Here is a 21,516-nt window from a genome sequence, read left to right on the forward strand (position 1 = left end):
TGGCGCAATGAAAAACGCCTTCGTCACCCTCGTCACCAATGCCGATTACGCGATGGGCGCGACGGCGCTGGCCCGATCGATCAGGTTGACCGGGACCACGGCCGAGATCGTCGTGCTGTATACGGCTGCGGTCTCAGCTTCCGACCTTGGCCCGCTCGAGGCCCTAGGCTGCAGGCTGGTGGAAGTCGCGCACCTTCCGCTGTCCGACGCGTTCAACGACCGTCACGCCCGAAAGAACCTGCATGGGGCGGCGCCCTTTACCAAAGGCAACAAGCCGGAGTTCCACACGCCGCTCGACAACTTCTGCAAGCTGCGCCTGTGGCAACTGACCGACTACGACACAACAGTTTTCATCGATGCCGACGCGCTGGTGCTGAAGAACATCGACAAGCTGTTCGCCTATCCGGAGTTTTCCGCGGCACCGAACGTCTACGAGAGCATGGCCGACTTCCATCGGATGAACTCCGGCGTGTTTGTGGCCACGCCATCGCTGGAGACCTTCGACGGTATGATGGCGGCGCTGGACGTTCCCGACGCCTTCTGGCGGCGCACCGACCAGACGTTTCTGGAACACTTCTTTCCGGACTGGCACGGCCTGCCGGTGACCATGAACATGCTGCAATATGTGTGGTTCGCAATGCCCGATCTCTGGAACTGGGAAAGCATCGGCATCCTCCACTACCAGTATGAAAAGCCCTGGGAGAAGGATCACCCGAAGGCGCAGCAGTTGAAACCTCTGATCGATCTCTGGTGGAACTTTTACGAAGGGCGCTCGCCCGACATCACCGCGCTGCCCAATCCGGCGCCGTTACCATGAAAGTCCTCGTCTCGGGCGGGACCGGGCTTGTGGGCCGCTATATCATCGAAGCGCTGCTGGACGCTGGTTATGAGGTGATCGTAGGAGGCCGGACACGACCGGGAATCGACCTTTTCTCGAAACCCGTCGAGTTCGCCCCCCTCTCGCTCGATCCCGATCTCGACCAGGTTGATGTCTTCACCGGTGCCGATTTCTTCGTCCACGCCGCCTTCGACCACGTCGCGGGGAAATACCGGGGCGGCGAAGGCGACGATCCCAAGCGGTTTGCCCGCATGAACCTCGATGGCACGATCAAACTGTTCGAGACTGCCAAACGAGCCGGTCTCCGCCGCGCCGTCCTCATCTCCAGCCGCGCTGTCTATGACGGCCTGCCTGACGGGTTGCCGCTGATCGAAGACACGGATCTTTCACCGACAAGTCTCTACGGCGAAATCAAGCATAAAGGCGAATTGGCAGTCGCCGGGCTTTGCGACCCGGACTTTTCGACCGCAAGCCTGCGGTTGACTGGTGTCTACGGAGATCTGAGACCCAACAAATGGGATCAGATGTTTGAAACCTACCGTTCCGGCGGCGTCATCGAACCGCGTGCGGGAACGGAAGTAAACGGCAGCGATGTCGGCTCCGCCGTTCGTCTGATGCTGGAAGCCGAGGCCTCCAGGATCGCCGGCGAAAGTTTCAACGTGTCAGACATACTCACCGATCGAAGCGAGATCCTCAGTCACGTCGACAATGGCCGCCGCTTGCCCGAGAAGGCTGATCTGTCGCAAGTGCGCGTCATGCCGACGGCAAAGATCGAGGCGCTTGGCTGGAGAGGCGGTGGCAAACCGCTGCTTGCGCAAACAATTCGCCGCCTCGCCTCCTCCTGATCTCATCCACGCTACGACCTAGTGGGACGAGGCGCGTTGCGTCTTGGCCTCTTGCTTCGTCTTGTCGATCTGCTTCATGTGCTCTTCAGCCCACTTCTGGCCGGCGTCGCCGCCCCACAGAAGCCAGGCAATGTAACCAGCAGATGGGTTGCCGTCGTCGCCGAAATTGTCGGAGCGCTTGTCGACATTGTGACGCTTGAAGTAGCTCACCATCCGCTTCACCGTCTGTTCCGACAGATGCTTGCGATGCTGAAGATCGCGAGCGCGTGCTATCCCGACCGTCGTGCCGCCGCGGCGGTATTCGGCGCGCAGCTTCAAGCCCTTCTCGGCCGCAGCCGCAACGTCGGCCGGCGGCTTGTGGTCAAGCTGCGATGGTTTGGACGGGCTGCGCGCGCGAGTCTTAGACTGCTCGTGCTGATGTTCGTGCGAAGATCTTTCAGCCATCGGTCTTCTTCAGCTCCGATTGGCTTTTCAGAACCTTGTCGCCGTCTTCCTGCTTGACGAGGAAGGCGGGCTTGTCGGCATCTGCCTTGCGCTTGATCGTCTTGCCCTTGATCTTACGCTCGACATCCCTGGTGAACTTCTCGGCGACCTTACCTTCGGCCTTCGACTTTCCCCATTTCCATTCGACTTCGTTTCCGACGCTGATCTTCTGCATGGATCGTCTCCTTCTACTCCTGAAAAAACTCAAGGGAGCAAAGGATGTTCCAACATCAGTCCTTCAGATCGAGATCGCCATCGCGCCAGACCACGTGTTTCGGGCTCATGGGCAGATCTTCGATCTCGTCCGCGATGAAATAGGGCGGGATATCCAGCGCCTTCAACGAGACCCTCGTCGCCTTCACCCACTTGAACTCGAGTTCGTGCGTGTCGACGATCCGATGGACGATATCGGTCGGATGAAACGGAAAGCTCTCCGGCAGCTCCATCAGGTAGTAGAAGCCGAGTTCGTGCCAGTCGCGGTCTTCGTAGTGGAAGAAGTTCTCGACCGCCCAGAGCAGCCGTCCGACCTTCACCTCGACCCCGAGTTCCTCGACCATCTCGCGTTTCAGGGTCTCCTCGGAGGTTTCGCCCACTTCCGCGCGTCCGCCGGGAAAGGTCCAGAACGTCTCATGCACGGCGCGGTGCACCAGCACATGGCCATCGCGGAAACCAAGCCCCGCGATGCGCATCTGAAAAATGCGCTTCGGCTTGAATTTCATCCGGATGCGCAGATCCTGGGGTTCGTCGCTTTTACTCATCGTCGAAACTGATCCTGAACTGGGCCGCTTCCATATCCTTGGGCGGCTGCAGGCCGAGATGCTTCCAGGCGACTGCCGTCAGCACCCTGCCCCGCGGCGTGCGCTGGATAAAGCCCTGCTGGATCATGTAGGGCTCGATAATGTCCTCGATCGCGTCGCGCGGCTCCGAAAGTCCCGCCGCGATCGTCTCGATACCCACGGGCCCGCCGCCGAAGTTGACGGCGATCATGTTGAGATAGCGCTTGTCGAGCTGGTCGAAACCGGCGTGGTCGACATTGAGGCGGATCAGCGCCTCGTCGGCGATCTCCTTGGTCACGGCTTCCGCACGCGCCACTTCGGCAAAATCGCGCACACGGCGCAACAGCCGGCCGGCGATACGCGGCGTGCCACGGGCGCGCCTCGCGATTTCGCGCGCACCGCCATCGGTCATCGGCAGGTTCATCAGGCGAGCGCCACGCCGGACGATGCCTTCCAGCTCTTCGACCGTGTAGAACGACAAGCGCACGGGAATGCCGAACCGGTCGCGCAGCGGCGTGGTGAGGAGCCCGATGCGGGTGGTGGCAGCAACCAGCGTGAATTTCGACAGGTCGATCTTCACCGAACGTGCCGATGGCCCTTCGCCGATGATCAGATCGAGCTGGAAATCCTCCATCGCCGGATAGAGGATTTCCTCGACCGCCGGGTTGAGACGGTGGATTTCATCGATGAACAGCACGTCGCGGTCTTCGAGATTGGTCAGAAGCGCCGCCAGATCACCGGCCTTGGCAATGACAGGACCGGAGGTCGAGCGGAAATTCACGCCCAGTTCCTTGGCCATGATCTGCGCAAGCGTGGTCTTGCCGAGACCCGGCGGGCCGACGAACAGCACGTGATCCAGCGCCTCACCCCGGTTCTTGGCGGCCTCGATGAAGATCTTGAGGTTGGCGCGAGCCTCTGCCTGCCCGGTAAACTCGTCGAGCGACTGCGGGCGCAGCGCCGTATCGAAATCTTCGCCCCGTTTTTCCGGCGAGATGAGGCGGTTTTCGTCGGTCATGCAAGAATTTCCATCTCGGGCGCGCAGGATGCGGCCTTTATGTCTGATGTCATGGAGCAGTCGAGCCAGACATGCGGGGCGGCAACTCTCGGCACGTCGCGATCCTCGATCGCTATCCCAATCTGACCTTCAAGAGCCATGGTCGTGAACGCACCCAATCTGTTACTTCCCGCAATTGTCCGGCCCTACCGATATCCCAGTGCTTACCCCGGATATCACGACCTCGCCAGTTCCTTCAGACCCAGCCGGATCAGCTTGGCGCTGTCGGCATCCTCACCGGCTGCCTTCAGAGCAGCGGCGACGGCATTGGCCGCCTGATCGCGAGAATAGCCAAGATTGGTGAGCGCCGAGACCGCATCGCTGACGGGCGCAGACGCCACGCCCTCGCCCAGTTCCCGCTTGAAGCCGATATTTGCGGATGCCTCGCCGGCAAAGGCGGGCGCCTTGTTCTTGAGTTCGGTGACAATGCGGACGGCGACCTTGGGGCCGACGCCGGGTGCCCGCGAAACTGCGGTCTTGTCCTGCAGCGCAATCGCATTGGCCAGTTCGCCCGGTGTCAGCGTTGAGAGCAAGGCCAGCGCCACCTTGGCGCCGACGCCCTGCACGCTCTGCAGGAGGTTGAACCACTCGCGCTCCAGTGCCGACAGGAAGCCGAACAGTTTCAACTGGTCCTCGCGCACATAGGTCTCGATAAACAGCACTGCCGCTTCGCCCACATTGAGGCGGGCCAGCGTGCGGGCCGAACAGAAGGCTTCGTAGCAGACGCCGTGCACGTCAACGAGCGCGTAGTCCTCGCCGATCTCGTCGATAGTGCCTTTGAGCTTGCCGATCATGTTTTAGGTCCGCCGCTGAGGATGAAGGAGAATGGGTTCCGGAAATCATGATGCCGAGCATCGGGAAACAGGCACGATAGCGCGCCGCATCGCGCGTCAGAAGCCGATGCGAGCGTACGGCCTCTGCCGAAATACCTACTGAGGGCGTCAGAACAAGTCAAGAACAGAGGAGGCTGATGCGTCAGCCGGCCAAAGCTTGGCGCATGCGGTTTGCAACGCGGTTATGGGCGTGGCAGATGGCGATCGCCAGCGCGTCGGCGGCATCGTTACCCTTGAACTCCGCCTTCGGCATCAGGATCTTCACCATCATGTGGATCTGCTGCTTCTCGCCGTGGCCAACGCCGATGACGGCTTTCTTGACCGCGTTTGGCGCATATTCGGAAACAGGCAACCCGGCACGCGCCGGCACCAGCATCACGACGCCACGCGCCTGACCAAGCTTCAGCGTCGCCACCGCATCCTTGTTGACGAACGTCTGCTCGACCGCCGCCTCGTCTGGCGTGTAGGTATGCACAACTTCGGCCAGACCATCGTGCAGCTGGCAGAGGCGCGAGGCGAGGTCGATGTCACCGTCGGACACTACCGTCCCCGATGCCACAAAGCGCAACGAGTTTCCCAATGTCTCGATAACACCCCACCCTGTGCGGCGAAGCCCCGGATCGATGCCGATGATGCGAATCGGTTTTGTCATGGCAACTGTTGTGTCACGCCGGGAATCCTGCGCCAAGGCCGAAACGCGGAGTGACTCTGCAGGCCAACATGCGGACCGAAGCCGTCGGAAGCGTTCATATTTTGTTAACCATAACCGCATCGTTTTGGGCAGAAGTGGTGATCCAACCGCAACAACCTTTTCCTAATGGCGTTGGTTCGTCACAAAGGGTTTCTTAAGAATCACGAGGAGGCGCCCGAATGATACGGGACTATGATCGGAATGAGACCGAGCTGCGCGATCTTCGCAGAACCGCCGACATCCTGGACGGCGGTCTGCGCCGCTTTGCAAGCGGTGATATCCGCACCACACTTGATGAACCCATGCCCCTGCGTTTTGAGGGCATGCGCCGCGATTTCAATCGTGGCCTCGCAACAATCGACCGGACCATCGGCACCGTCGTTTCGAGTGTCGAGACGATGCGGGCCGACACCGAAGCCATGGCCGCCATCCTGCGCAGCCAGGCTCAGGCCCGCCAGGATCAGGCAGACAGGATTACCCGCGCGAAGTCAAAGACCAGCGCGCATGAGAGAAGCGCCAAGCAGCGTCAGGCAATCACCCGTCATGTCGGCACGATCGCCCACAACACCAAGCTCGACATGCGCCGACCGCGCGAAGCGGTTGCTGCCGCGTTGAAGCTGATCGAGACGATGGAACTGTCGGCCGGCACGTCTAGTGCTACAGGCATGAGCGCAATCCGCGCCAAGACCGAAGAGATCGAGCGCGAACTGCGTGCGATCGGCCTTTACGTCGATGCATTGGCCCAGAATGTCGAGGAACTGACCGAATCCGCCGATGCTCAGGCGGCCGAGGCCGAGGCTATCCGTGGCGAACTCGACGAAATGGCCAAGGCAAAGGATGCCCAGGCCCCCGAAATCCTGACCACGCCGCTTGTTCTCGACAGCCTGAACCGCAGCATCGGCGAGATCGATCGCGCTGCCGCACGCTACTCCGACGTGACAATTTTGCCGGCGCCGCCAGTCTTTCCGCCTGAAGGATCGCCCCCGTCGTCGGGAGGTCGCAAGCCCTTCCTGCGCCTGATCAAGACCTGAGGCAGCGACCTCACTGTCGGACCTCCACCGACCCCGCCTAGCGACTTTCATCGCCGGCGGGGTCGTATTTGCAAGACCGGCTGCCTAGATAGGGAGAACACGTTTTCCTATCCATTTCAGGATATGCCGATGATCCCGTTTTCCATTCTCGACCTTTCGCTGATCGGCGAAGGGTATTCCGTCAGCCAGGCTCTCGACCAGTCCCGCAGGCTTGCGATCAAGGCCGAACAGCATGGCTATAACCGCCTCTGGCTTGCCGAACACCATGGCATGCCGGGCATTGCCAGCGCGGCCACCGCGCTCGTCATCGCCCATGTCGGCGCCGCGACCAAAACCATCCGGGTTGGCTCCGGCGGCATCATGCTGCCGAACCACTCTCCCCTCGTGATCGCCGAACAGTTCGGCACGCTGGAAGCGCTGCTCCCCGGCCGCGTCGATCTCGGCCTCGGCCGAGCGCCCGGAACCGACATGCGCACGGCAAATGCGCTGAGACGCAATCTCGATGCCGGCGCGGAGAACTTTCCGCAGGATATCGTCGAGCTCAAGCATCTGCTTGGAACGCCCGTCCCGAACCAGGCGATCCTTGCCGTGCCGGGAACCGAGGCGAATGTGCCGATCTGGCTGCTCGGCTCCTCGACCTACAGCGCCCATGTGGCGGCAGCTTTGGGTCTCCCCTACGCGTTTGCCTCGCATTTTGCGCCAGATATGCTGCTCGACGCGATCGCCATCTACCGCGATCGCTTCCAGCCCTCGGCGGATCTCGACAAACCGTATGTGATGGCCGGTGTCATGGGTGTGGCAGCAGATACGGATGAGGAAGCAAACAGGCTCTTCACCTCGTCGCAGCAGCAGTTTGTCAACCTTCGCAAGAACGTCCGCGGCCTTTTCCCGAAACCGCTCGATACGATGGACGGTTTCTGGACGCCGATGGAGAAGATGAATGTGGAGCACACGTTGCGCTACGCAGCGGTCGGCTCGCCACGAACCATCGAACGCAAGCTCGGTGAGTTCCTGGCCGAAACCCAAGCCGACGAGCTCATCATCTCGATGCCGATCCACGATATCGACAAGCGTCTCCGCTCGGTGGAATTGTTTTCGCAGCTGTCGCTGATGGATAGCCAGCTGCAGCGAGCCGCGTAAACGAATACGGGCCGGTCTCAACGACCGGCCCGCTTCATTTCAGGACTAGAGAGGCGATCAGGCCGACAACTTGGCCATGACCTCATCCGAGACTTCGAAGTTCGAATAGACGTTCTGCACGTCGTCGTCGTCTTCGAGATTGCCGATCAGCTTCATCAGCGACAGCGCACGTTCCTCGTCGACTTCGATCGTATTCTGCGGCTTCCAGATCGACTTGACGGTCTCGGCACCGCCGAGCGTGGCGTCGAGTGCCTTGGAGACTTCACCGAGCGCCTCGAACCCGCAGATGATCGTGTGGCCTTCCTCGTCGGAAATCACATCGTCCGCACCGGCCTCGATCGCAGCTTCCATGACCGTATCCGCATCGCCGACTGACGCCTTGTAGGTGATCTCGCCGACATGGTCGAAGGAGAAGGACACCGAACCGGTTTCGCCAAGAGCGCCGCCGGCCTTGGTAAAGATCGAGCGAACGTTGGAGGCGGTACGATTGCGGTTATCGGTCAGCGCTTCGACGATCACGGCTGTGCCGCCGGGACCGTAGCCCTCGTAACGCACCGCGTCGTAGTTCTCGGCGTCGGCGCCCGAAGCCTTCTTGATGGCCCGGTCGATATTGTCCTTCGGCATCGACTGAGCCTTGGCGTTTTGAACGGCAAGGCGCAGCGCCGCGTTCATATCCGGGTCGGGTAGACCGGATTTTGCCGCAACGGTGATTTCGCGTGCAAGCTTGGAGAACATCTTGGAACGGATACCGTCCTGCTTGCCCTTGCGGTGCATGATGTTCTTGAACTGTGAATGGCCAGCCATGGCACCCCTGTCTGCATCATTATCTGGAATTGTGCCGCCTTATAGTTTCGAAGCGGAGGCCGTTCAAGAGCCTTTCGGATGAGGAACAAACCCCGCCCCGCCTCCGTTCTTCAACCGCACGACAAAGAAGGAGAATTATAGATGGCGAGCCTTACCGAAGCACGCGAAGCCCCCGAACGTCAGATGTGGGACGAAATCAACGGAATCCATGCGGGCATGCTCGGCATCGAAGGTGCGCACATGCACTTCCAGCCGATGGCGCCGAATGTCGATTCCGAGACCAACACGATCTGGTTCTATACCAGGACCGATACGGATCTGGTGAAGGCGCTCGGCACAGCCTCCCGCGCCCACTTCAACGTGGTCGGCAAGGATCACGATTACCACGCCTGCCTCTCGGGCACCCTGGAAGTCCGCAAGGACGAGGCGAAGATCGATGAATACTGGAGCGCCGTGACGGCTGCCTGGTACGAACACGGCAAGTCCGATCCGCATCTGACCATGCTGGCCTTCCGCGTCGACGACGCCGAAATCTGGGCGTCGACCGACAGCACGCTCAAGTTCGGCTGGGAAATCGCCAAGGCGAACCTCAACGACGAGAAGATGCCGGAAGTCGGCGTCAACAAGCGCCTGACCTTCACGCGTCACGCCTGATCAAACGAAAGACAGGGGCTTAAACAGCCCCTGTCACAGCCCTCGCGGCACCATGATCGTCGGCTTCTTCGGCAGGCTGCGCATCGACACGGTGATCGTCTCGCTTGGCGCGTAGGCGATCTCGAACTTGCCGTCGAACATCGACAGGAACCGCTCGAGCGGCGGTCCGAAACGGTGCATCGGCAGGATCAGCGACGACCGCAGCCGTTGAACGACGCGGCTCATGCTGTCCGCCCCCATCGTCAAACCACCATCGACCGGCACCATCAGAATATCGAGCCGACCGATCTGCGTGTACTGCTGTTCGTTGAGTTCGAAATGCAGGTGGCCGAGATGCCCGATGCAGAGACCGGCGACTTCGAAGATGAAGATCGAGTTGCCGTCCGGCTCGATCCCGCCGCCCCAGTTGCGGATATCCGAGACGACATTGCGGATATAGACATCCCCGACCATTTCCCGATGCTCGGCCTTTTCACCCGGCACATCGCTCCATCCGCGCATCACGTGGGGGATCGCAGGATCCGGCATCATCGTGTAGTGGGTGGAATGCGCCTTGTTCATCGTCACCACGTCAGGCATCCGCGACGGCTGGTGAACGCCGCTGTAATCGGTGGCGATGCCGATACCGTCGGGGCTCTCGATAAAATAGGTCGAGTGGCCGACGAAGGTTATCTTCACCTCTTCCCGCGCCGACAGGTTTACCGGTTTGATGACTGGCGCAAGCGTGGGACCCGAGGGATTGAAGCTGGCATAGCGGACATGGGGGAAATTCTCGCCCGGCAGGTTCTGCGCAATCGCCTGGCATTGGCTGACCGGCAACCCGCCCTCCTGCGCCAGCGCCGATATGGCGGATAGAATGAGAGCCGAAAAACCGAATGCCAGCGTTCGCAGCTTCATGCCACACCCCGAACCGCGTTGCGAAAAATCGAGCCGATGCGTTCATGCCATTCCGGGGCTCAGGATGCGGCAAGCATGGCGAAGCGTCCAGCGACGAAGCGCCGTGGTCGTCTCACAATCATGTCATTGAGTGGTTAGCGCCTCAACGCGTCCGGCAGACGAAGGGCAGAAATGAGCTCGCTGTCCCAAAGTTCATCGCGGCCATGGTGAGGCGATTGGCAAGATCGATATCACCCTTGGACGACGGGCACACATCCGCACCGTTGGAGCAGCCGGCTGCAATGAAAGCATTGTTTCCATCGATAAAGGCGCGGGTAATGTCCCGATCTTTGGACATGGAAAGCAGGTCTTGCCAGGCTTTGGCGTAGAAACTGCACTTCTTCTGAGCCCACGTTCCGGCTGAAGGCTGGACGCTTTGCTGTGCCGATGCCCCGAAAACCGGAAGCATCAGAACCGCAAACAGAAGCAGCGCCCGAACCATTCTACCGCCAGAAGCTCGGAATGGTCTCCGCGAGCCGCGGCCCGATCCGGAGCGGCTCGATCTTCTCGGCCAGTCCCGTGGTGTCGGAAATCTCGATGCCGAGACCGCAGATCGTTGCGGGGCCGTTTGCCGCCTCGAAACGGCCTTTCGGCATTTTCGAGATGAACCGGTTGAGCGGCTCTTCCTTGTCCATGCCAAGCGACGAGTCGTAGTCGCCGCACATTCCGGCATCCGACATGTAGCCGGTGCCGCCGTTCAGGATCTGGCAGTCGGCGGTCGGCACATGCGTGTGCGTGCCGACGACGAGCGACGCACGACCATCGACGAAATGGCCGAAACACTGCTTTTCGCTGGTGGCTTCCGCATGGAAGTCGAAGATGATGGCATCCGCCTGTTCCTTCAGCGGGGCCGCGGCAAGGATCGCCTCGGCGGACTTGAAGGGATCGTCGAGTTCCGGATGCATGAAGACCCGGCCCATGATGTTGGCGACGAGGATGCGGGCGCCGTTGCGGCCGTAGAAGATGCCGGATCCCTTGCCGGGCGTGCCGGCCGGATAGTTGGCCGGGCGCAGGAACTGGTCGTGGCGGCCGGCAAACCCGACGGCTTCCTTCTGGTCCCAGACATGGTTGCCTGTCGTGACGACGTCGGCACCGGCATTGATCGTCTCGAGAAAGATCTCCTCGGTAATGCCGAACCCACCAGCGGCATTCTCGCCGTTGACGATGACGAAGTCGAGTTTCAGGTCGGACACCAGCCCCGGCAACTTGTCCCAAACCGCCGTACGGCCGGTTTTGCCGACCATGTCACCCAGAAACAAAAGACGCATGCTTGTCCAATCTACGCGGGCATATCCGCGAACGGCCGATAGCCGCTTTCGGTCAAGACGGCATCGAGCTTCATATCATGAGGTTCTTCGGGCACTGATGCCACTTCCTGGCAGTCGAATGCAATGCCGATCAACCGCGGGTTCAAGCCTTTTTCGCGCAAACGGTGAATGGCACGGTCATAATATCCGCCGCCATAGCCAATTCGGTGGCCACGCGCATCGAAGGCGGCAAGCGGCACGAGCATGATCTCGGGCTCGAGTTCGGCCGCCTCGGGTCCGGGACCCGATGTCCCGAACGTACCGGGCACAAGCACCGTCTCAGGCGCCAGTTCGCGAAACACGATCGTTTCCTTGTCGAGGACGACGGGCACGCAGATGCGCCCGCCGCGATCCCGCAGCAATGCCATGAGAGGATGGAGATCCACCTCGGATCGGATCGGCAGAAAGCCCGACACGATCGCTCCGGTATGCAACTCGATTGCCCCGGCGCCATGAACGGCAAGCGCTTGGCTCTTTCCGACCCTATCCGAAACAGACAGAGCGTCTCTCGCGGCGAGGCTCTGGCGCCGCAGTTCGGTCTTGCGTAAGCGATTGTCGGAAAAAGCCTCGCTCATCGGTCCCGTGCCGTCAGTCTGGTGCTCGGCTGAGCAGCAGCTTGTCGATACGACGTCCGTCGAGATCGATCACCTCGAAGGTCCAGCCTCGCGTGGTGAACTTCTCGCCCAGTTCCGGCAGATGCTTCAGCTCGTCGAGAACGAAGCCTGCAACGGTCTCGTAACCCGGGTCATCCTCGATCGGCACGCCCATCTGCGCGGAGAACTCGTCGACTGCCATCCAGCCGGCGACGAGATAGGATCCGTCGTCGCGCGCGACGATGGCGGGTTCTTCAACCTCGTCCTCCTGGAACACACCGGTGATGGCTTCGAGCACGTCGCCGGAGGTGATGATACCTTCGAAATGGCCGTATTCGTCATAGACGAGAACCATATGTGCCGGTGACTTGCGCAGGGCCTGGATGACGTCGAGCGCGCCGGTCAGGTCGGACACGACAGGCGCTTCGCGCATCAGCGAGGCGGGATCGCCGCCCCTGCCGCCGGCCATGAATTCGTAGGCGTCCTTGACGAAGAGCACGCCCTGGATCTCGTCCGACGAGCCCTTGCGTACAGGCAGACGCGAGCGTGTCGTCGCCCGCAGCTGCGCACGAAGCTCTTCCGGCTCATCTTCGGTATCGAGCACCTCCACATCGCGGCGTGGCGTCATGAGGCCGCGCGCGGTACGGTCGGCCAGTCGCATGACGCCGGAGATCATCGCCGATTCCTCGGTCTCGATCACGCCCGCGCTATGCGCTTCGGCAAGCACGGTGCGGATTTCCTCGTCGGTGACTTTCTCGTTCGATTCCCCGCTCTGGCCGAGAAGGGCCAGAAGAAACCGACCCGAGATGTCGAGAAACCACACGACCGGGGCACCGATTGTCGCGACCATCTTCATCGCCGGCGCCACTTTGGCCGCCACGAGCTCAGGCGCCCGCAATGCGATCTGCTTCGGCACGAGTTCGCCGACAATCAGCGACATATAGGTGATGACCACGACGACACCGCCGACGCCGAGCCAGTCGGCGAAGTTTTGCGGCATACCCTGCTCGGACAGCCAGTTGGTCAGACGGGTGCCGAGCGTTGCACCGGAAAACGCGCCGGAGAGAACGCCGACAAGGGTGATGCCGATCTGAACGGAGGAGAGGAAGCGGCCCGGATCTTCAGCCAGCTTGATGGCGGCAGCTGCGCCACGATTTCCCTGCTCTGCCATGACCCGGAGGCGCACGGGACGCGAGGACACGACGGCAAGTTCCGACATTGCGAGGACACCATTGAGAATGGTGAGTGCAACGACGATGAATATTTCGGTTAACAAAAGGGGCTCTTAATCTGGAACAATATCCTGCCTGCAAAAATGACGCCACGGCCCACTTCAACGAGAACCGTTATCGAACGCACCCTATGGGCGCGTCGGCGCTGCTTCGCGCACAGTTCGGAAAACCGCCCGCAATCCTTGGGGGTTCTCGGAGCTATGCACCTTCGCTCGCGGTGGAAATCATAGGGTCAGCATGCGTCCAATGCAATGGCCGTCACTGTGGAACTTGCGAGCGTCCGGTCGGAAAGGGAGAAATCACGCCGTCAGGTCGATCAGCAGTTCGGCGCGGGTGCCGCTTTCGCGCGGCACATACTGGATGGAAGCACCAAGCGTTGCCGCCATCGACTTGACGATTCGACTGCCTAGACCCGTGCCCTTCGGCATGTCGCCTTCCTTCCAGCCGACGCCGTCGTCCTCAACCGCAAGCAGCGCCTTGTCATCATCCTGCCGCTTGAGAAGCACACGCACCTCGCCCTCAGCGCCCGGCGGATAGGCATATTTCAGCGCATTGGTGAGAAGTTCGGTCACGATCATCCCGACGGAGACGGCCCGGTCGGACTTCAGCGAGAGTTCGTCGGCCTGCAAAAGGATCGTCGCGCTCTGGTGATCGTTGACCGTACCCTGCACTTCCTTGACCAGAGTGCCGAGATACTTGTCCATCTCCACCTGGCGCACGTCGTCGGACGTGTAGAGGCTGCGGTGCATGCCGGCGATCGCGGAGATGCGCGCCTGCGTCTCCGACAGGGCCGCCTTGACGTCGTCGTTCTTGCTGCTCGACACCTGGAGGCGGATCAGCGCGGCGACCAGCGCCAGGCTGTTGGCGACGCGGTGGTTGACTTCCGTCAACAGCACCTCGGCGCGTTCCTTGCCAAGCCGGATCTCCTGATCGGCGCGCTCCTTGGCGCGGCGAAGCTCGGCGGTCGCAATCCCCTGGCCGATCGCGCTCTGCATCAGCGGCCAGAACTCGTCGCCCACCGTCTTGATGACATAGTCGGACGCGCCGTTCTTCAGCGCGTCGATCGCGATCGTCGCATCGCTCGAACCTGTGACGTAGATGACCGGGAGCCCCGCCCCCATCTCGTTCAGCCTGTGAAGGATTTCGAGGCCGGTACCGGTGCTGAGATAGTGGTCGAGAACCACTGCGTGCACGCCACCCTTCTCAACGGTCTCCATTGCCGCGGACAGATCCACGGCATGGACGACCTGATAGCCGAAGCGACCCAGATTGCGCACGGCAAGCCGCGCAAGGGCAAGGTCGTCATCGACGTAGAGAATGGTGTGCTGCATTACGTCTCGTCATTGTCCGGGAATTTGCATCACGGCAAAGAACAGACCGAGCTGTCTGATGGCGTGCGCGAAACTCTCATAATCCACTGGCTTCGTTATATAAACGTTGGCACCGAGATCGTAGCACCGCTGGATCTCTCGCTCGTCGTCGGTCGTGGTCAGGATGACCACAGGCAGTCGCTTCGAGTGAGGGTTGGACTTCACCTTCTCAAGTATGTCAATACCCGACATATCGGGGAGGTTGAGGTCGAGAAGGATCAGCAAATACCGATCCGCATTGGCCGCTCCCAGGCGGTCAGCGCCGAGAATATAATCGAGCGCCGCGTTTCCGTTTGTGAACGGTACGATCTCGTTGTTGACGCCTGCTCGACGGACATTCTTTTCGATGAGGCGCGCATGCCCCTCGTCGTCCTCGACCATAACGATGGTAACTTCTTTGCCGGCAGCATTCATGACCCATGACTCCTGACATATTGGGACAGATCGGTGGGCAGACGGATGATGAATGTCGCACCGCCGCCCAAGGTTGACGTGATCGTAATCTCGCCACCTAAATTTCTGACTAATGATCGCACATGCGCAAGTCCGATGCCCTCGCCGGGCTGGTTCTGCACGCCGGAACGCCGGAACAGCTCGAACACCCGTTCGTGGTCTTCCGGCGCGATGCCGCGCCCGTTATCGGCAACCTCGATCCGGACGAAGCTTCGCCCGAGCGGCGTTGACGTGATCGACAGCGCCAGCGGCCGGTCGGGATGCTGGTATTTGACCGCATTGTCGAACAGGTTACCGAAAACCTGCTCCAGCGAGAACCGGTCGGTGACGAGGGTCTTTGCGGCCGACGTGGAAATCGCCACTTCGCCGCCGCCCTCGTTGACCTGATGGTAGACACTCGCGGCAGTTGCCTCCAGGAGTTCGCTCAGGTCGATCCGCTCCGGCTTCAGCTCACGCCGACCGTCGCGGGAGATCTTCAGGATGGCGTTGATCAGGCCATCCATCTTCTTGGTCGAGGACCGGATAAAACCGATTGCCTCTGGAAGATCTTCCTCGACTGCAAGCCGGGCGTCCCTCACCTGAAGTTCGCTCGGCTTGACGTCATCGGCCAGCACGTAGGCGGAGATCGATTTGAGCGAACTATCCAGCTCGCTGGTAAAGCCCATGATGTTGACAAGCGGCGCTCTCAGATCGTGCGAGACGATATAGGCGTATCGCTGGATCTCGCGGTTTGCCTGGATGAGGTCTTCGGTACGCTCGTTGACCCGCTCCTCCAATCCGGCATTCAAGGTTTCCACCTCGGCACGGGCCTTCTGAAGCTGGCGGACATGCTGGAAGACGATGGCAATCGCGCCGCCGAGAACGAGAATGATCAGGATACCGCCGCCGACGGTAAACCACTGCAGCTTTTCGGAACTTCCGCGAATCTCGCCAATGCCGGAAATCAGGTGTCCATCCAGTTCGCCGATCACGCCGCCAAGCAGGGCGCGCAATTTCTGCATGGCCTCAAGGCCCGACTGGTTGCGAACGATGGCGACTGCCTGCTCGACCTGACCCGAACTTGCGAGCGACAGCGTCGCCTGCATCTCATTGGTCTTTAGCGCGATCAGGCTGCGGATCTCGTCCAGCGGAACGCTGACGATGTCCTGATTGGCCGCCGTCCGCTCCACCTTCTGCAGCTGGAGCGGCAGCGCACCGATGGATGTCCGGTAGGGTTCGAGGAACAGCGGATCCTGCACCAGCAGGTAGCCGCGCTGTCCGGTCTCGGCGGTTTGCACAAGCAAAAGCAGATCGGCAGTGGTCGCGCGCAATGCTCTCAGCTTCGTGACGTCATCGAAATAGGTCCTGGTCATCTGCGCCAGGAAGAAAGAAGACATCACGATGCCGAGCAAGATGGCCGCGCCGATGACGAGCATCAGGAGCGACGAGCGGGCGAACGTGGCTTTTGCGTTGGGCATGAAGAAGTCCGCCGATTGAAAACACGCAGACTTACTCGGAAACGGCGCGGCCATTGTCAAGCGTCAGACAGGGGCGCCTGATGCCACATCAGGGGAAAACCGGACTGGCAATCTGACGAACTCGTGTACTGGAAAAAGAAATTAGAAAAAGCGCGGACACATTCGGAACATAAACGTAAGACAACAGTTCATTCATCAGACGTTCATGTTGGGAGTTTCGACAATGTTCTTGAGCAGCCTTCAGCCTACCGCTTCATTCGCCTTTGCCCATGACCACGGCATGATGATGGAAAAGACCGCTATCGAAACGGAACTGAGTTACCTCCCCAACTTCGACAGCAGCAATCTCACCGTCGACGTGACCGGCGACTTCATTGTTCTTGAAGGCGTTGTCAGCTCCAGTGGCGATCATGCCCGCGTTATGCGGATCGCCCGCGAAATCGTCGGCTATGAGCGCGTTCTCTCCCGTGTTCTGGTCTGCTCGATCGAAAAGCGCTCGTAAGCATCCCATCGACTAGACGTGCAAAACCCCGCCTTGAGCGGGGTTTTTCGTTTTTGGGCCCGACCATTATGAATGATCGAGCCCGAATTCTGTAAGGTGCGATCCGCGGCGACCGATGGATTTTTACGATCCTGGGTGCCTACAAACGTAGGTGGGCGCCATATGTCCAAGCCCACGGGCCTGGCCAGGGACAGCTCCCTTTGGATCGAGTATGGCCCCAGGGATTGTGGTTCCTGTCGAGAAGCGCAGAACGCATTTTCAATATAAGGCTGAAGTCGATGGCGCGCCAGTGGCATCGCGAGGCATTTTTTTCTGCAGGCTTTCAGCGACGCTGAACACCGGCGTGAGACGGTCTTAGTTCGCCGGCACACGGCCGTTGAGCTTCGCGGTCAGGCCTTCCAGCCTGGATGAAAGCTCGCTCAGGGCGGAGACGACAAGCTCGTCGCTGCGGCTCTGGTTTTCAGCGGCACCGGCGCGGTTGGATTTCAGCGACTGCACCTCGCCTTCGAGCGCACCGACCTTGCGGGTCAGCTCGGAAAGCTCATCCATGATCATGATCCCGGCCATGACCGTGATGCGAAGATCACCGATCTCGCCGAACTGGCCCTTCAGATGTCCGACATAGCGGTCGAATTGGTCGGCGAGATCCGTCAGGTGCTGTTCCTGACCTTCTTCGCAAGCCATCCGATAGGCTTTGCCGTCGATCGTTACCGTTACCTGGGCCATCTCTTTTTCCTTACCGGTCCAGAACCGCGCGGATCGTCTCCATCGCCGTCACCAGACGGCGGGAAACCTCGCGGTTGACCTCTTCGAGACGATTTGCCCGAAACTGCGACTGATCCAGCTCCTGCGCCAGGCGCGATCGATCGGCATGCACGCGCTTGACCTCGCCTTCCATCTCGCCCTGGTCTCTTTGCTGCTCGATGCGCACATCGACGGCATTCTCCAGCCCGCTTATCGCAGCCCGAAGTTCCGAAAGCGCCAGATCCACCGTCTTTTCTGCCGGCATGCGTATATCCCGTGAGGTCGCGATCGGCGCCGAATCGTACGGCAGCGCCTCGCCAACAAGCGCCGTAGACTATTCACCGCTTGAAAGCCGGTCAATAAAACACGCAGACGATACCGCATCGAACTGTGGATCGTCGCTGATCAAGGGCACTCGGCGGCGCTGCCGAAATAGCAGGCAGACTGTGCTAAACCCGATCAATATGTGCCGCCGGTGGCCTGCCTTTTGTTGACTTGCGCGTCCCAACTGATATGGATCGGACGCTTCCTTACGAGGCCCGATCAAAGGGCCTGACCGACACTCGGACGATAGTGGATTAGCCATGATTTCTCGCGAACAACACGACCGGATGGCCAATGCGATCCGTTTCCTTGCCATGGATGCCGTCGAAAAGGCGAATTCCGGACACCCGGGCATGCCCATGGGCATGGCTGACGTCGCAACGGTCCTGTTTACCAAATACCTGAAATTCGACCCGACCAAGCCGCATTGGCCCGACCGCGACCGCTTCGTGCTGTCGGCCGGCCACGGCTCGATGCTGCTGTACTCGGTACTGTATCTGACCGGCTACCCTGACATGTCCATCGACGACCTGAAGGGCTTCCGCCAGCTCGGTTCCAAGACTGCCGGACATCCGGAATACGGCCATGCGACCGGCATCGAGACCACCACCGGTCCACTCGGCCAGGGCATCGGCAACGCCGTCGGCATGGCAATCGCCGAACGCAAGCTGCGCGAAGAATTCGGCGCGGACCTGCAGGATCACTACACATACGTGATCAACGGCGACGGCTGCCTGATGGAAGGCATCTCCCACGAGTCGATCGCGCTTGCCGGCCACCTGAAGCTGAACAAGCTGGTCCTGTTCTGGGACAACAACTCAATCACCATCGACGGCGCCGTGTCGCTGTCGGACTCGACAGACCAGATCGCCCGCTTCAAGGCCGTGCACTGGAACACGATCGAGATCGACGGTCACGATCAGGCCGCCATCGCAGACGCGATCGAGCAGGCCCACAAGTCTGACCGCCCGACCTTCATCGCCTGCAAGACCACGATCGGCTTCGGTTCGCCGAACAAGGCCGGCAGCCACAAGGTTCACGGCTCGCCACTCGGCGCCGAGGAAATTGCAGCGACCCGCAAGGCCCTGAACTGGGAATACGAACCCTTCGTCATCCCGAACGACGTTCTGTCCGACTGGCGCGAAGCCGGCATCCGCTCTACGGAAGCCGTCAAGGCCTGGGAAGGCCGTCTTGCCGCGTCTGCCCACAAGGCCGAGTTCGATCGCCGCTTTGCCGGTGATCTGCCGGAAGGCTTCGACGCTGCCATCAACGACTACAAGAAGAAGCTTGCCGAAACCAAGCCGACTGTCGCGACCCGCAAGGCGTCCGAGGACGTGCTGGAAGTCATCAACGGCTTCCTGCCGGAAACGCTCGGCGGCTCCGCCGACCTGACGCCGTCGAACAACACCAAGACCAGCCAGATGATTTCGGTCACGCCGACCGACTTCTCCGGCCGCTACATGCACTGGGGCATCCGCGAACACGGCATGGCATCCGCCATGAACGGCGTCACGCTGCATGGCGGTCTGATCCCCTACGGCGGCGGCTTCATGATCTTCTCGGACTACTGCCGTCCGCCGATCCGTCTCGCCTCCCTGATGGGTATCCGCGTCATCCACGTTCTCACGCATGACTCGATCGGCGTTGGCGAAGATGGTCCGACCCACCAGCCGGTTGAACAGGTGGCAAGCCTTCGCGCCATCCCGAACCTGATGGTGTTCCGCCCGGCCGATGCGACAGAGACGGCAGAATGCTGGCAGATCGCGCTCGAAACCAAGGACCGTCCGTCGGCTCTTGCACTGACTCGTCAGAACCTTGCACCGGCCCGCACCGAATATTCGGAAAAGAACCTCTGCACGCTTGGCGCCTACACGCTGTCGGGCAATGCGGATGCCAAGGTCACCATCTTCGCATCCGGTTCGGAAGTCGAACTGGCGATTGCGGCGGCAAAGACGCTTGAGGAAAAGGGCGTCAGCACACGCGTCGTTTCCGTGCCCTGCACCGAACTGTTCTTCGAACAGCCGGACGACTATCGCCGCGAGATCCTCGGCAACTCGCCGGTCAAGATCGCGGTTGAAGCCGCTGTCCGCGAAGGCTGGGATGCCTTCATCGGTCCGGAAGGCACGTTCGTCGGCATGAAGGGCTTTGGCGCTTCGGGTCCTGCCAAGGATGTCTTCAAGCACTTCGGCATCACGGCTGACGCCGTTGTCGCCGCAGCGCAAGCAAAGCTCGCTTGATATTTTCGATGACGGGGCGACGGTCAAACCGCCCGCCCCGTCCTGCTTGCCATAATTTTCTCGGGAGAACTCTATGACTGTAAAGGTTGCCATCAACGGCTTTGGCCGTATCGGCCGTAACGTCCTGCGCGCGATCGTCGAATCCGGCCGCACCGACATTGAAGTCGTCGCGATCAACGATCTCGGCCCGGTCGAGACCAATGCCCACCTTCTCCGCTACGACTCGATCCACGGCAAGTTCCCGGCGGACGTCAAGGTCGAAGGCGACACCATCATCGTTGCCGGCGGCAAGCCGATCAAGGTCACCGCAGTGCGTGACCCGGCCCAGCTGCCACACGCCGAAATGGGCGTCGATATCGCGCTCGAATGCACCGGCATCTTCACCGCCCGTGACAAGGCCGCCGCCCACCTGACGGCTGGCGCCAAGCGCGTCATCATTTCGGCGCCTGGCGACAATGCCGACCTCACGGTCGTGTTCGGCGTCAACGACGATCAGCTGACCAAGGACCACCTGGTCATCTCCAACGCATCCTGCACCACGAACTGCCTGGTTCCGGTCGTCAAGGTGCTGAACGACGCCGTCGGCATCGACCACGGCTTCATGACGACGATCCATTCCTATACCGGCGACCAGCCGACCCTCGACACGATGCACAAGGACCTCTACCGCGCCCGTGCAGCGGCTCTGTCGATGATCCCGACTTCGACCGGTGCAGCCAAGGCCGTCGGCCTCGTTCTGCCGGAACTGAAGGGCAAGCTCGACGGCACGTCGATCCGCGTTCCGACCCCGAACGTCTCGGTTGTCGACTTCAACTTCGTTGCCAAGCGCGCCACCACCGTTGCCGAAATCAACGATGCCATCAAGTCTGCCGCCGACGGCAAGCTGAAGGGCATCCTCGGCTACACAGACGAGCCGCTGGTTTCCCGCGACTTCAACCACGACAGCCACTCCTCGATCTTCGCTTTCGACCAGACAAAGGTTCTCGAAGGCACGTTCGTGCGCATCCTGACCTGGTACGACAACGAGTGGGGCTTCTCCAACCGCATGTCGGACACCGCAGTTGCCATGGGCAAGCTGATCTAAACACAACGCCAATCCCGGTTCTCACGGACCGGGCCTGACGCTCAGGCTTTTGACCCCCTCCCATTAAAAGGAGGGGGTTTTGCGTTATGGGACATGGTCGGGAGAGAGATCGCCCGCGCGTAAATCCC

The 21,516-nt window shown here is 60.7% G+C and carries 25 protein-coding genes and 1 other RNA gene; 8 read left to right on the forward strand and 18 right to left on the reverse strand.

Annotation, left to right across the window (positions count from 1 at the left end):
- Positions 1–7: 7 nt before the first annotated feature.
- Positions 8–817, forward strand: coding sequence for a glycosyltransferase (locus ACQY1P_RS18350; protein WP_430254792.1), 810 nt, complete (start codon positions 8–10; stop codon positions 815–817).
- Positions 814–1,683 carry an NAD-dependent epimerase/dehydratase family protein gene (locus ACQY1P_RS18355; RefSeq protein WP_430254794.1) on the forward strand — a complete coding sequence of 290 codons (870 nt, stop codon included), beginning with the start codon at positions 814–816 and terminating at the stop codon, positions 1,681–1,683. Before ACQY1P_RS18350 ends, ACQY1P_RS18355 begins: the two co-directional genes overlap by 4 nt.
- 18 nt (positions 1,684–1,701) lie before the next feature.
- Here ACQY1P_RS18355 and ACQY1P_RS18360 read toward each other — a convergent pair whose 3' ends face one another.
- From ACQY1P_RS18360 to ruvC, 6 genes are all read right to left on the reverse strand, one after another.
- Positions 1,702–2,127 (reverse strand): hypothetical protein, encoded by a 426-nt coding sequence (locus ACQY1P_RS18360; RefSeq protein WP_348270996.1) that lies wholly within the window; start codon positions 2,125–2,127, stop codon positions 1,702–1,704.
- Positions 2,120–2,341, reverse strand: coding sequence for a DUF2945 domain-containing protein (locus ACQY1P_RS18365; RefSeq protein WP_113165980.1), 222 nt, complete (start codon positions 2,339–2,341; stop codon positions 2,120–2,122). Before ACQY1P_RS18365 ends, ACQY1P_RS18360 begins: the two co-directional genes overlap by 8 nt.
- A 55-nt stretch (positions 2,342–2,396) precedes the next feature.
- The gene (locus ACQY1P_RS18370; protein WP_430256731.1) at positions 2,397–2,885 is read right to left on the reverse strand and encodes an NUDIX hydrolase; all 489 of its coding nucleotides are present in this window, start codon (positions 2,883–2,885) and stop codon (positions 2,397–2,399) included.
- A 31-nt stretch (positions 2,886–2,916) separates the two neighbouring features.
- A complete protein-coding gene (ruvB, locus tag ACQY1P_RS18375) occupies positions 2,917–3,957 on the reverse strand; it encodes a Holliday junction branch migration DNA helicase RuvB (protein ID WP_062460777.1) in 1,041 nt (346 codons plus the stop codon).
- Positions 3,958–4,172: 215 nt separating this feature from the next.
- Positions 4,173–4,790, reverse strand: a complete 618-nt coding sequence (gene ruvA, locus ACQY1P_RS18380) for a Holliday junction branch migration protein RuvA (protein ID WP_430254797.1) — start codon at positions 4,788–4,790, stop codon at positions 4,173–4,175.
- Positions 4,791–4,971: 181 nt separating this feature from the next.
- Positions 4,972–5,481 (reverse strand): crossover junction endodeoxyribonuclease RuvC, encoded by a 510-nt coding sequence (gene ruvC / locus ACQY1P_RS18385; protein WP_062460782.1) that lies wholly within the window; start codon positions 5,479–5,481, stop codon positions 4,972–4,974.
- 218 nt (positions 5,482–5,699) lie between these two features.
- Between ruvC and ACQY1P_RS18390 the strand changes: the two genes are divergently transcribed.
- Together ACQY1P_RS18390 and ACQY1P_RS18395 are read left to right on the forward strand one after the other, a co-directional pair.
- Complete coding sequence (locus ACQY1P_RS18390) at positions 5,700–6,551, forward strand: methyl-accepting chemotaxis protein (RefSeq protein WP_062460785.1); 852 nt, start codon at positions 5,700–5,702, stop codon at positions 6,549–6,551.
- A 129-nt stretch (positions 6,552–6,680) separates the two neighbouring features.
- The gene (locus ACQY1P_RS18395) at positions 6,681–7,691 is read left to right on the forward strand and encodes an LLM class flavin-dependent oxidoreductase (RefSeq protein ID WP_062461844.1); all 1,011 of its coding nucleotides are present in this window, start codon (positions 6,681–6,683) and stop codon (positions 7,689–7,691) included.
- A gap of 57 nt (positions 7,692–7,748) precedes the next feature.
- On the opposite strand, the gene ACQY1P_RS18400 is transcribed toward ACQY1P_RS18395, so the two are convergent.
- Positions 7,749–8,495 (reverse strand): YebC/PmpR family DNA-binding transcriptional regulator, encoded by a 747-nt coding sequence (locus ACQY1P_RS18400; protein WP_062460788.1) that lies wholly within the window; start codon positions 8,493–8,495, stop codon positions 7,749–7,751.
- 141 nt (positions 8,496–8,636) lie between these two features.
- Here ACQY1P_RS18400 and ACQY1P_RS18405 point away from each other — a divergent pair, with 141 nt between their 5' ends.
- A complete protein-coding gene (locus tag ACQY1P_RS18405) occupies positions 8,637–9,149 on the forward strand; it encodes a pyridoxamine 5'-phosphate oxidase family protein (protein WP_062460791.1) in 513 nt (170 codons plus the stop codon).
- Positions 9,150–9,182: 33 nt separating this feature from the next.
- Here ACQY1P_RS18405 and ACQY1P_RS18410 read toward each other — a convergent pair whose 3' ends face one another.
- The 8 genes from ACQY1P_RS18410 to ACQY1P_RS18445 form a co-directional block, all read right to left on the reverse strand.
- Positions 9,183–10,046, reverse strand: coding sequence for an MBL fold metallo-hydrolase (locus tag ACQY1P_RS18410; RefSeq protein ID WP_430254800.1), 864 nt, complete (start codon positions 10,044–10,046; stop codon positions 9,183–9,185).
- Positions 10,047–10,188: 142 nt separating this feature from the next.
- On the reverse strand, positions 10,189–10,383 hold the full coding sequence (locus tag ACQY1P_RS18415) for a hypothetical protein (RefSeq protein ID WP_156461898.1): 195 nt from the start codon (positions 10,381–10,383) through the stop codon (positions 10,189–10,191).
- A 145-nt stretch (positions 10,384–10,528) separates the two neighbouring features.
- Positions 10,529–11,353, reverse strand: a complete 825-nt coding sequence (locus ACQY1P_RS18420) for a TIGR00282 family metallophosphoesterase (protein WP_062460799.1) — start codon at positions 11,351–11,353, stop codon at positions 10,529–10,531.
- An 11-nt stretch (positions 11,354–11,364) separates the two neighbouring features.
- Positions 11,365–11,967 carry a 5-formyltetrahydrofolate cyclo-ligase gene (locus tag ACQY1P_RS18425; RefSeq protein ID WP_430254802.1) on the reverse strand — a complete coding sequence of 201 codons (603 nt, stop codon included), beginning with the start codon at positions 11,965–11,967 and terminating at the stop codon, positions 11,365–11,367.
- 13 nt (positions 11,968–11,980) lie between these two features.
- Positions 11,981–13,261, reverse strand: a complete 1,281-nt coding sequence (locus ACQY1P_RS18430) for a hemolysin family protein (RefSeq protein ID WP_082476442.1) — start codon at positions 13,259–13,261, stop codon at positions 11,981–11,983.
- A 255-nt stretch (positions 13,262–13,516) separates the two neighbouring features.
- A complete protein-coding gene (locus ACQY1P_RS18435) occupies positions 13,517–14,548 on the reverse strand; it encodes a sensor histidine kinase (protein ID WP_062460805.1) in 1,032 nt (343 codons plus the stop codon).
- 9 nt (positions 14,549–14,557) lie between these two features.
- Positions 14,558–15,001: a response regulator gene (locus ACQY1P_RS18440; RefSeq protein WP_062460808.1), complete on the reverse strand. Its 444-nt coding sequence runs from the start codon at positions 14,999–15,001 to the stop codon at positions 14,558–14,560.
- On the reverse strand, positions 14,998–16,497 hold the full coding sequence (locus tag ACQY1P_RS18445; protein WP_174196153.1) for a sensor histidine kinase: 1,500 nt from the start codon (positions 16,495–16,497) through the stop codon (positions 14,998–15,000). Before ACQY1P_RS18445 ends, ACQY1P_RS18440 begins: the two co-directional genes overlap by 4 nt.
- Before the next feature lie 223 nt (positions 16,498–16,720).
- Between ACQY1P_RS18445 and ACQY1P_RS18450 the strand changes: the two genes are divergently transcribed.
- Positions 16,721–16,999: a BON domain-containing protein gene (locus tag ACQY1P_RS18450; RefSeq protein ID WP_062460811.1), complete on the forward strand. Its 279-nt coding sequence runs from the start codon at positions 16,721–16,723 to the stop codon at positions 16,997–16,999.
- Positions 17,000–17,095: 96 nt separating this feature from the next.
- Here ACQY1P_RS18450 and ssrS read toward each other — a convergent pair.
- From ssrS to ACQY1P_RS18465, 3 genes are all read right to left on the reverse strand, one after another.
- Positions 17,096–17,254: non-coding RNA, 6S RNA (gene ssrS / locus ACQY1P_RS18455), on the reverse strand.
- A 99-nt stretch (positions 17,255–17,353) separates the two neighbouring features.
- Positions 17,354–17,725, reverse strand: a complete 372-nt coding sequence (locus ACQY1P_RS18460) for a cell division protein ZapA (protein WP_062460814.1) — start codon at positions 17,723–17,725, stop codon at positions 17,354–17,356.
- A 10-nt stretch (positions 17,726–17,735) separates the two neighbouring features.
- Positions 17,736–18,008, reverse strand: coding sequence for a DUF4164 domain-containing protein (locus ACQY1P_RS18465; protein ID WP_062460818.1), 273 nt, complete (start codon positions 18,006–18,008; stop codon positions 17,736–17,738).
- A 319-nt stretch (positions 18,009–18,327) separates the two neighbouring features.
- Here ACQY1P_RS18465 and tkt point away from each other — a divergent pair, with 319 nt between their 5' ends.
- Together tkt and gap are read left to right on the forward strand one after the other, a co-directional pair.
- On the forward strand, positions 18,328–20,304 hold the full coding sequence (tkt, locus tag ACQY1P_RS18470; RefSeq protein ID WP_430254804.1) for a transketolase: 1,977 nt from the start codon (positions 18,328–18,330) through the stop codon (positions 20,302–20,304).
- Positions 20,305–20,377: 73 nt separating this feature from the next.
- On the forward strand, positions 20,378–21,388 hold the full coding sequence (gene gap / locus ACQY1P_RS18475) for a type I glyceraldehyde-3-phosphate dehydrogenase (RefSeq protein WP_062460824.1): 1,011 nt from the start codon (positions 20,378–20,380) through the stop codon (positions 21,386–21,388).
- Positions 21,389–21,516 lie beyond the last annotated feature (128 nt).

The organism is Neorhizobium sp. DAR64872/K0K18 (assembly GCF_050500175.1).
GTDB lineage: Bacteria > Pseudomonadota > Alphaproteobacteria > Rhizobiales > Rhizobiaceae > Neorhizobium > Neorhizobium soli.